The sequence below is a fragment of the Mycobacterium sp. Marseille-P9652 genome (assembly GCF_902652685.1).
In the GTDB taxonomy this organism is placed as follows: domain Bacteria; phylum Actinomycetota; class Actinomycetes; order Mycobacteriales; family Mycobacteriaceae; genus Mycobacterium.
On sequence record NZ_CACRUY010000045.1, the window covers coordinates 36,959 to 46,067 of the forward strand.

A 9,109-nucleotide genomic window follows, 5' to 3' on the forward strand; every position below is an offset into this window, starting at 1 on the left:
TATCAGCGGTGTTTGGACAGGTGTCGACCCGCCGTTGGCACGGAGTCGGCTCGGTAAGATAGTCTCCGTATTGGTCATGAGCGCCAGCGTCAAGCCCCGGCTTGCTGGCCGGCAACCCTCCAACCGCGGTGGGGTGCCCCGGGTGATGACCAGGTCTAGTAGCCAGTAGCCGGCTGCACGGCAAGCGCGGGTCCGCCATGACGGGCCCCTGACTGAAGGGGATGGCAACTGCCATGAGCTCTGAAAACAGCATTGACGCGGATCCGACCGCCCACTGGTCGTTCGAGACCAAGCAGATTCACGCGGGCCAGCAGCCCGACCCGGCCACGCACGCCCGCGCGCTGCCGATCTACCAGACCACGTCGTACGTCTTCGACGACACCACGCACGCAGCCGCCCTGTTCGGGCTCGAGGTTCCCGGCAACATCTACACCCGGATCGGGAACCCGACCGTCGACGTCGTCGAGCAGCGCATCGCGGCGCTCGAGGGCGGGGTGGCCGCGCTGTTCTTGGCCTCCGGGCAGGCCGCTGAGACGTTCGCCATACTCAACCTGGCGTGTGCCGGAGATCACATCGTCTCCAGCCCCCGGCTGTACGGCGGTACGTACAACCTGTTCCACTACTCGCTGGCCAAGCTCGGCATCGAGGTCACCTTCGTCGAGGACCCCGACGACCTGGATTCCTGGCAGTCGGCCGTCCGCCCCAACACGAAGGCGTTCTTCGGCGAGACCATCTCCAACCCGAAGATCGACATCCTCGACATCCCCGGCGTCTCCGGGGTCGCCCACGCCAACGGCGTGCCGCTGATCGTCGACAACACCATCGCCACGCCCTACCTGATCCAGCCGTTCGCCCACGGCGCCGACATCGTGGTGCACTCGGCCACGAAGTACCTGGGCGGGCACGGCGCCGCGATCGCCGGTGTGATCGTCGACGGCGGCACCTTCGACTGGACGCAGGGCCGCTTCCCCGGCTTCACCGAGCCCGACCCCAGCTACCACGGCGTCGTCTTCGCCGAGCTGGGCCCGCCGGCGTTCGCGCTCAAGGCGCGGGTCCAACTGCTGCGCGACCTCGGGTCGGCCGCTTCGCCGTTCAACGCGTTCCTGGTGGCGCAGGGCCTGGAGACGCTGAGCCTGCGCATCGAGCGCCACGTCGCCAACGCGCAGCGCGTTGCCGAGTTCCTGGCCGGTCACGACGGCGTGCTGTCGGTGAACTACGCGGGGCTGCCCACGTCGCCGTGGCACGAGCGCGCAAAGCAACTGGCGCCCAAGGGAACCGGAGCGGTGCTGGCCTTCGAGCTGGCCGGCGGCATAGAGGCGGGCAAGGCGTTCGTCAACGCGCTCAAGCTGCACAGCCACGTCGCCAACATCGGCGATGTGCGCTCGCTGGTGATCCACCCGGCGTCCACCACGCACGCCCAGCTGAGCGCGGAGGAGCAGCTGACCACCGGTGTCAGCCCGGGCCTGGTGCGGCTGGCGGTCGGCCTCGAGGGCATCGACGACATCCTGGCCGACCTCGAGCTGGGTTTCGCCGCGGCGCGCAAGCACGCGGCCGGCTCCGACCCGCATGCCGTGGCGGCGTTCTGAGGGCACCGACGTGACCATCTCCGACGTGCCCACCCAGACACTGCCCGCCGAGGGGGAAATCGGCTACGTCCACATCGGCTCGCTGACCACCGAGAGCGGCGTGGTGATCGACGACGTCTGCATCGCCGTGCAGCGGTGGGGCGAGCTGTCGCCGACGCGCGACAACGTGGTGGTGGTTCTCCATGCGCTGACGGGCGATTCGCACATCACGGGCCCCGCCGGCCCCGGGCATCCCACGCCCGGCTGGTGGGACGGGGTCGCCGGGCCCGGCGCGCCCATCGACACCGACCGCTGGTGCGCCGTCGCCACCAACGTGCTGGGCGGCTGCCGGGGTTCCACCGGACCCAGCTCGCGCGCCCGGGACGGCAAGCCCTGGGGCTCCAGGTTTCCCTTGATCACCGTGCGCGACCAGGTGGAGGCCGACGTCGCCGCGCTGGCCGCCCTGGGCATCGACCGGGTTGCCGCCGTCGTCGGCGGATCCATGGGCGGCGCAAGGGCTTTGGAGTGGATGGTCGGGCACCCCGACCGGGTGCGGGCGGGCTTGCTGCTCGCCGTCGGCGCCCGCGCCACCGGCGACCAGATCGGCACGCAGACCACCCAGATCGCGGCCATCAAGGCGGACCCGAACTGGCAGGGCGGCGATTATCACGGCACGGGACGCAGGCCCGACGCCGGCCTGGCGATCGCCCGCCGCTTCGCGCACCTGACCTATCGCGGCGAGGTCGAGCTCGACACCCGCTTCGCCAACGAGATCCAGGGCGACGGCGACGGCCGCTACGCGGTGCAGAGCTACCTCGAGCACCAGGGCGACAAGCTGCTCGCCCGGTTCGACGCGGGCAGCTACGTGGTGCTGACCGAGACACTGAACAGCCACGACGTCGGCCGGGGGCGCGGCGGGGTGCCTGAGGCGTTGCGGGGCTGCCCGGTGCCGGCCGTGGTCGGGGGCATCACCTCCGACCGGCTCTATCCGTTGCGCCTGCAGGAGGAGCTGGCCGAGCTGCTGCCGGGTTGCGGCGGGCTGCGGGTGGTCGAGTCGATCTGCGGGCACGACGGGTTCCTGGTCGAATCCGAGGCGGTCGGTGAGCTCATCCGCGAGACGCTCGACCTGGCCCACCGAACCGGCGAGAGCGAAGGCGCGTGCCGGCGGTGACGCGCTCGGGGCAGGAGCGCTCCCTCTCGTTCGGCTCGGCGGCGGCGGCCTATGAGCGCGGTCGCCCGTCGTATCCGCCTGAGGCGATCGACTGGCTGCTGCCGCGCGGCGCCCGGCAGGTGCTCGACCTCGGCGCGGGCACCGGGAAGCTGACCACCCGGCTGGTCGAACGCGGCCTCGAGGTGGTGGCCGTCGACCCGATCCCCGACATGCTCGAACTGCTGCGGGATGCGCTGCCGGAAACCAGCGCGCTGCTGGGCACCGCGGAAGAGATTCCGTTGCCCGACAACAGCGTCGACGCCGTGCTGGTGGCGCAGGCGTGGCACTGGGTCGACCCGGCGCGCGCCATCCCCGAAGTGGCTCGCGTGCTCCGCCCGGGCGGCCGGCTGGGCCTGGTGTGGAACACCCGCGACGAACGGCTAGGCTGGGTGCGCGAACTCGGGGAGATCATCGGTTCCGACGGCGACCACGGCCGCTTCGACGTCGAGTTGAGCGAGTCGTTCACCGAGCCCGAGCGGCATCACGTGGAGTGGACGAATTACCTTACGCCGCAAGCCCTGATCGATCTGGTTGCGTCGCGCAGCTACTGCATAACCTCGCCGGCCGAGGTGCGCACCAGGACGCTCGACCGGGTGCGCGAGCTGCTGGCCACCCACCCGGCCCTGGCAAATGCGACCGGCCTGGCGCTGCCGTACGTCACGGTGTGCATCAGGGCGACACTCGAGGGGTAGGGCGGCGCGGCAAGCCCGGAGACCTGAGGCGGATGACCGTCGCGCATTCCGTCGCCTCGCTCGTTGGAGACACCGAAAGCGCCGGGTCACAGGACGTCGTCATCGTTGGCCATTCGACGGGCGGCATGATGTTGCCCGGGGTGGTCACGGCGGGGGCCGCGCGGATCCGCGAAATCCTCTTGGCTGCAGCGTTTCTGCCGTCCGAAGGGCCCGTCGTCCCCCACACCCGGCTTCACCGTGGATCCATCACCTGCCCTACGAAGACGACGGCGCCGGTCTTGTCGAGAATGGCGAACAGGAACGGGTGATCGACCATCACGTCCTCGACCGGGCCTAGTTGGCCGCCGGTCACGCCCGACGCGGCCGCGGCTTCGGTGCCGTACTCGTCGATCCCGATGAACGCCTTCTGGATTACGTGTGTGAGGGACAGCGGTTGATCAGTGGTGATGTTGGAGAAGTCCGCCTGCTTATCGTCGAATGCGCGCGGCATTCCCATCGCTGCCAAGGTGTCCTTGAAATCCTGAGGCCCCCAGGTGATACGGAACTTCGGCAAGCTCAGGTCGACCCCGGTCTTCTCAAACCTCAGGGCACGGAACCAAGCGTCGTCCATACTGTTGCGAACCGCCTGCAGCTGTCCTTCCGCCGGCAGCACGACCAGCATCGTGAGGTCGCCGCCTACGTAGGGCAGGGCGACGGCCTGGAAGTTCGGGCCCGCCGAATAGTCCCTGACCAGCGGCCCCTGCTGCATCATCGGCACGCTGACGGTCGATTGAGGAGTCACATGGAAGCTCCAGGCGGCTGTACGTTCTTTCGCGAAGGGGTACTGCCAGCTCGCCTTGAGATAGGCCGCATTCAGCAACACGACACGCGTCAACTCGTCTATCGCATCCGGCGGGAACAGATCTTTGATCTGTCCTTTGGTTGCGTCGCTGGCGAAGTTGTTGATGCTGACGCGCTCACCGCCGGGGTTGCCCTTGAAGTCGGCGAGGTGCACGCCCGCGTCGTACTGGGTAGCGAGTACGTCGAGGTACGGCTCGCGAATTTTCATACCCTGCTGCAGCCAGACCGCGTCGACCATCGCCAACTCGATACTTCTCGCGTCTTCGGCGGAGGTCGCCGCGCGGTTGCGGGAGCGTAGCTCGATCAGCAATCGATTCATGGCACGGTAGTAGGTGTCATTGCCGAACGGATCGTGCAGAACGGCTTTCATTTCGGCCGCGGTGCCACCGGCGGCGCCCGCATAGGCCATCGACAACGCGACACCGAGGCTGAGCGGAGAGAAGATCAGGTTTTTGTCGCTGGCCGCCGACAGGCGCCGGAACAGATCCAGCCCGAAACCATTGGTCGCGTCGACAAACGATTGCTCCTCGCCCGCAGCAACATTCGGTGTGTTGTCGTACGTTCGGTTTGACCGGGTAACGGGAGCGGATGCCTGTCCGTGCGTGGATTGGGCATGATTACGGTCGCCTCCGCAGCCGATGGCACCTGCGAAGACGACGCAAGCGGCAATGGCGGCGTGGAATCCGACGCGGAAGGAGCGGGTCAGGCGCTTCACGGTGACCAGTATCTACAGTTCGAGAAGCGCGTACAGGTACTTCAGACCCTTCGGTGGGTTTTTAAACGCGTCGCGCGCATCCGGTCTCAGCGGGAGGCGGGCTGAAACAGCTCCACCAAGTTGCCGGACGGGTCCTGGAGCAGGACCTGTTGTCCGCCAGGGCCACTGAGGATCTCGTTGCGAAATCTGACACCGGCCGCCCGTAGGGCGATCCGCCTCGGCCGCGATGTCCTCGACTAAAAGCTGTATGCGGTTCCACCCTCCGGGGGTGGGGGCGACACCGTCGGGCATAGCTCGTGCCGCCGAGCTCTCGGGACCCGCGAGCAACAGCTGCAACGATCCGCGCACCACGGCGGCGAAGGCTGGCCCGGCATCGAAGTCGACGCTGAAGCCCAGGTGCGTGGTGTAGAACTCAACAGCGGCCTGTACGTCATCAACGAGGTAACGAACGCGGGCAACGTCCATGAAGGTGGAACATAGCAGTCCGCGCCCACCCACCGAGGCTCGTCGCATCGCTTGTCTGAACAATGGGGACGGCGCCCGGCGACGGCGTTACTGCACGGGCGGTCGCACCCAATAAAGGAAGCCTCCGCCACGCCCGCCTTACGAAACGCTTATTGCGCAAAGCTTTATCGCACCGTGTTGTAAACGTGACAAAAGTAGACCAAAGTTCCTTGAGTGATTCGAGTGCCGCCAGCGCACTCCACGACAGACGGGCAGGCCAGCATGAAATCACTGGCGACGACTCAGCGTATCCGGCTCTTTCGGCACCAGCCGCTGACCATCCGCCTCCTGGCGGCGGCGGCTTTCCTGCTCACCGTGGCCGCCGCGTTCGGGGCACCGGCTAAGGCGGACCCGATCACCGACGACCACTTCATCGACGCGCTCAATCACGCCGGCATCGACTTCGGTGAGCCGGGGAATGCGATGGCCGTCGGCCAGTCGATCTGCCCGATGCTCGCCGAGCCGGGCGGCAACTTCGCCGAGGCCGCGGCCAGCGTCACGCACCGCGGCCTGTCGCCGGGTATGGCGAAGATGTTCACCACCATCGCAATTCAGATGTACTGCCCTCAGGAGATGGCCAGCATCGCCAGCGGCAACCCGACGGGCGGCCTGCCGCAGATCCCGGGCATGGGCGGCCTCCCGGGCGTGGGCGGCATCGCGGGCGGGATCCCGGGCATGGCCGGCATCCCGGGTCTGCCGGGGAGCTAGCGCGTGCCGAGCGGGTCGATGGTCGAGGCGATATAGATCATCGCCGCGCCGACGGCCGCGGTGGTCACGAAGTCGGTGCCCTTGCTGCGCACGGCGAGCAACCCGGCCCGCTCCTCCGACAGCGCCAGGCGTAGCACGGCCGCCACGCCGACCCCGATCCCGATCAGCAGCGAACCCCGGCGCCAGAAGTTGGCGCCGACGAGCGCGAACGCCATCGCAAAGATCAACCCCACCAACAGGATTGGCCACTGCGACTGCAGGACGGACCGTGCGCTCATACCCGCTCGGCCAATTCGACGACGTTGGTCAGCAGGAACGCGCGGGTCAGTGGTCCCACACCACCCGGGTTCGGCGAGACATGACCGGCGACGTCCCACACGTCGGGGTGCACGTCTCCCACCAGACCGCTGTCGGTGCGGCTGACGCCCACGTCGACCACCGCGGCGCCGGGCCGCACCATGTCGGCGGTGAGCATGTGCGGGACGCCGACCGCCGCCACGACGATGTCGGCCTGCCTGGTGTACGTGGCGAGGTCGCGGGTTCCGGTGTGGCACAGGGTTACCGTGGCGTTTTCGGAACGCCGTGTCAGCAGCAGGCCCAGTGGACGGCCGACCGTCACTCCGCGGCCGATGACGACCACGTGCGCGCCGGCGATCTCCACGTCATAGCGGCGCAGCAGGTGCACGATGCCGCGCGCGGTGCACGGCAACGGCGCCGGAACGCTGAGCACCAGGCGACCCAGGTTGGTGGGGTGCAACCCGTCGGCATCCTTGGCCGGGTCGACGCGCTCGAGGGCGGCGTTCTCGTCGAGGTGCCTGGGCAGCGGCAACTGGACGATGTAGCCGGTGCACTCCGGATTGGCGTTGAGCTCGTCGATGGTGTCGTGCAGCGTTTCGGTGTCGATGTCGGCGGGGAGGTCGCGGCGGATCGAGGTGATGCCGACCTTGGCGCAGTCCGCATGCTTGCCGCGGACGTAGGCCTGCGAGCCCGGGTCGTCGCCGACGAGGATCGTGCCCAACCCGGGGGTGCGACCGGAGGCGGTCAGCGCGGCGACGCGTTCGGAGAGATCGACGAAAATCTCGTCGCGGGTGGCCTTGCCGTCCAGTGTGATTGCGCCCACGCCTGACAGTTTGGCACGCCACCCGATTAAGCTCCCGATATGTCTACCCCTCCGGACGTGCTGTCGCCGGCCAAGCTCGGCCCGATCACGCTGCGCAACCGCACCATCAAATCGGCCACCTTCGAGGCGCGCACCCCGAACGCGCTGGTGACCGACGACCTCATCGAGTACCACCGGGCGCCCGCCGCGGGCGGTGTCGGCATGACGACCGTCGCCTATTGCGCGGTCTCCCCCGGCGGTCGCACCGAGGGCAACGGAATTTGGATGCGCCCCGAGGCCGTGCCCGGCTTCCGCCGCCTCACCGACGCGATCCACGCGGAGGGCGCCAAGGTGAGCGCGCAGATCGGGCACGCCGGCCCGGTCGCCAACGCCAAATCCAACAAGGCCACGGCGCTGGCGCCCGTGCGGTTCTTCAACCCGATCGGGATGCGGTTCGCCAAGAAGGCGACCCACGACGACATCGACGACGTCACCGCCGCGCACGCCAACGCCGCGCTGTTGGCCATCGAGGCCGGCTTCGACGCGGTCGAAATTCATCTCGGCCACAACTATCTGGCGAGCGCCTTCCTGTCCCCGCTGATCAACCGCCGCGACGACGAGTTCGGCGGTTCGCTGGAGAACCGGGCCAAGGTCGCGCGCGGCATCGTCATGGCCGTGCGCCGCGCCGTCGAGAAGGAGGGAACGCCGATCGCGGTCACCGCGAAGCTCAACATGACCGACGGCGTCCGCGGCGGCATCAGCGTCGAGGAGGCGCTGACGACGGCGAAGTGGCTGCAGGACGACGGCGGTCTCGACGCGATCGAGCTCACCGCGGGCAGCTCGCTCGTCAACCCCATGTACCTGTTCCACGGCGACGCGCCGCTCAAGGAGTTCGCCGGCGCCTTCAAGCCGCCGCTGAGCTGGGGCATGCGCATGACCGGCAAGAAGTTCCTGCGCGAGTACCCCTACCGCGAGGCCTACCTCTTGCGCCACGCGAAGCAGTTCCGGGCGGAGCTGACGATCCCGCTCATCCTCCTCGGCGGCATCACCAACCGGGAGACGATGGACCTGGCGATGGCCGAGGGATTCCAGTTCGTCGCGATGGGCCGCGCCCTGCTGGCCGAACCCGACCTGATCAACCGCATCGCCGCCGACGGCGCCGCGCACAGCGTTCATTCGGCGTGCACCCACTGCAACAAGTGCATGGCGACCATCTACGACCGCACCTACTGCGTCGTCACCGGCGCACCCGACGCCATGGCGGGGAATTCAGCCACAGGGAAGTAACAGCTGCGCAAGCTAGAGTTGTCGCAATGACTTCAGCAGCCCCACCTGTGTTGACCGTCCGCTATGACGGGTCGGAGCGCACCTTCGCGGCGGGCCATGACGTGGTCGTCGGACGCGATCTGCGCGCCGACATGCGGGTCACGCACCCGCTGATCTCGCGCGCCCACCTACTGCTGCGCTACGACCAGGGCCGCTGGCTGGCGATCGACAACGGTTCGCTCAACGGCACCTTCGTCAACGGCCGGCGTGTCCCCGTCATCGACATCTCCGACGGGCAGACCATCAACATCGGCAACCCCGACGGCCCGATGCTGCGGTTCGAGGTCGGCAGGCACCAGGGCATGGCCGGGCGCCCGCCCGAAACGGAGTCGATGCGCCTCCCGGCCGGGGCGACCCAGTCGTCGGGTACGGCCTGGTCGGGCCCGCCGCCCGGGCCCGCCGGGCCGCCGCCGCCCGCTCCCGGGCGTCCGCAGGGCCGGATCGCGGCCC

At 68.5% G+C, this 9,109-nt stretch carries 10 protein-coding genes and 1 riboswitch; of the genes, 6 read left to right on the plus strand and 4 right to left on the minus strand.

Annotated features, from left to right (window positions below; genetic code table 11):
• The first annotated feature begins 72 nt into the window (after positions 1 to 72).
• Positions 73 to 193: riboswitch (SAM riboswitch) on the plus strand.
• 40 nt (positions 194 to 233) lie between these two features.
• Genes GPY60_RS20380 through GPY60_RS20390 form a run of 3 tightly spaced genes read left to right on the plus strand, consistent with a single transcriptional unit; the run spans position 234 to position 3,467 of the window.
• Positions 234 to 1,586, plus strand: a complete 1,353-nt coding sequence (locus tag GPY60_RS20380) for a bifunctional o-acetylhomoserine/o-acetylserine sulfhydrylase (protein WP_156689508.1) — start codon at positions 234 to 236, stop codon at positions 1,584 to 1,586.
• Between the two features lie 10 nt (positions 1,587 to 1,596).
• Positions 1,597 to 2,736 (plus strand): homoserine O-acetyltransferase MetX, encoded by a 1,140-nt coding sequence (metX, locus tag GPY60_RS20385; RefSeq protein WP_156689509.1) that lies wholly within the window; start codon positions 1,597 to 1,599, stop codon positions 2,734 to 2,736.
• The gene (locus GPY60_RS20390) at positions 2,733 to 3,467 is read left to right on the plus strand and encodes a class I SAM-dependent methyltransferase (protein WP_156689510.1); all 735 of its coding nucleotides are present in this window, start codon (positions 2,733 to 2,735) and stop codon (positions 3,465 to 3,467) included. Before metX ends, GPY60_RS20390 begins: the two co-directional genes overlap by 4 nt.
• Positions 3,468 to 3,699: 232 nt before the next feature.
• On the opposite strand, the gene GPY60_RS20395 is transcribed toward GPY60_RS20390, so the two are convergent.
• Together GPY60_RS20395 and GPY60_RS20400 are read right to left on the minus strand one after the other, a co-directional pair.
• Positions 3,700 to 5,022: a serpin family protein gene (locus GPY60_RS20395; RefSeq protein WP_197283763.1), complete on the minus strand. Its 1,323-nt coding sequence runs from the start codon at positions 5,020 to 5,022 to the stop codon at positions 3,700 to 3,702.
• A gap of 12 nt (positions 5,023 to 5,034) precedes the next feature.
• Complete coding sequence (locus GPY60_RS20400) at positions 5,035 to 5,487, minus strand: VOC family protein (protein WP_370462780.1); 453 nt, start codon at positions 5,485 to 5,487, stop codon at positions 5,035 to 5,037.
• Positions 5,488 to 5,748: 261 nt separating this feature from the next.
• Here GPY60_RS20400 and GPY60_RS20405 point away from each other — a divergent pair, with 261 nt between their 5' ends.
• Entirely contained in the window at positions 5,749 to 6,234 is a 486-nt protein-coding gene (locus GPY60_RS20405) for a DUF732 domain-containing protein (protein WP_156689512.1), read from the plus strand.
• Here the strand turns inward: GPY60_RS20405 and GPY60_RS20410 are convergent.
• Together GPY60_RS20410 and GPY60_RS20415 are read right to left on the minus strand one after the other, a co-directional pair.
• Positions 6,231 to 6,512: a DUF3017 domain-containing protein gene (locus tag GPY60_RS20410; RefSeq protein WP_156689513.1), complete on the minus strand. Its 282-nt coding sequence runs from the start codon at positions 6,510 to 6,512 to the stop codon at positions 6,231 to 6,233. The genes GPY60_RS20405 and GPY60_RS20410 overlap by 4 nt on opposite strands.
• Positions 6,509 to 7,354, minus strand: a complete 846-nt coding sequence (locus GPY60_RS20415; RefSeq protein ID WP_156689514.1) for a bifunctional methylenetetrahydrofolate dehydrogenase/methenyltetrahydrofolate cyclohydrolase — start codon at positions 7,352 to 7,354, stop codon at positions 6,509 to 6,511. The genes GPY60_RS20410 and GPY60_RS20415 overlap by 4 nt, the downstream gene beginning before the upstream one ends.
• Positions 7,355 to 7,393: 39 nt before the next feature.
• Between GPY60_RS20415 and GPY60_RS20420 the strand changes: the two genes are divergently transcribed.
• Both GPY60_RS20420 and GPY60_RS20425 read left to right on the plus strand, forming a co-directional pair.
• On the plus strand, positions 7,394 to 8,620 hold the full coding sequence (locus GPY60_RS20420; protein WP_156689515.1) for an NADH:flavin oxidoreductase: 1,227 nt from the start codon (positions 7,394 to 7,396) through the stop codon (positions 8,618 to 8,620).
• Positions 8,621 to 8,646: 26 nt separating this feature from the next.
• The coding region (locus GPY60_RS20425) for an FHA domain-containing protein (protein WP_156689516.1) at positions 8,647 to 9,109 on the plus strand (463 nt) is incomplete at its 3' end.

What these genes read in the sequence shown, in the direction of transcription:
- GPY60_RS20420 (WP_156689515.1), top strand. Translation starts at nt 7,394, where the DNA reads ATGTCTACCCCTCCGGACGTGCTGTCGCCGGCCAAGCTCGGCCCGATC.
- GPY60_RS20405 (WP_156689512.1), top strand. Translation starts at nt 5,749, where the DNA reads ATGAAATCACTGGCGACGACTCAGCGTATCCGGCTCTTTCGGCACCAG.
- GPY60_RS20380 (WP_156689508.1), top strand. Translation starts at nt 234, where the DNA reads ATGAGCTCTGAAAACAGCATTGACGCGGATCCGACCGCCCACTGGTCG.
- GPY60_RS20400 (WP_370462780.1), bottom strand. Translation starts at nt 5,487, where the DNA reads ATGGACGTTGCCCGCGTTCGTTACCTCGTTGATGACGTACAGGCCGCT.
- GPY60_RS20410 (WP_156689513.1), bottom strand. Translation starts at nt 6,512, where the DNA reads ATGAGCGCACGGTCCGTCCTGCAGTCGCAGTGGCCAATCCTGTTGGTG.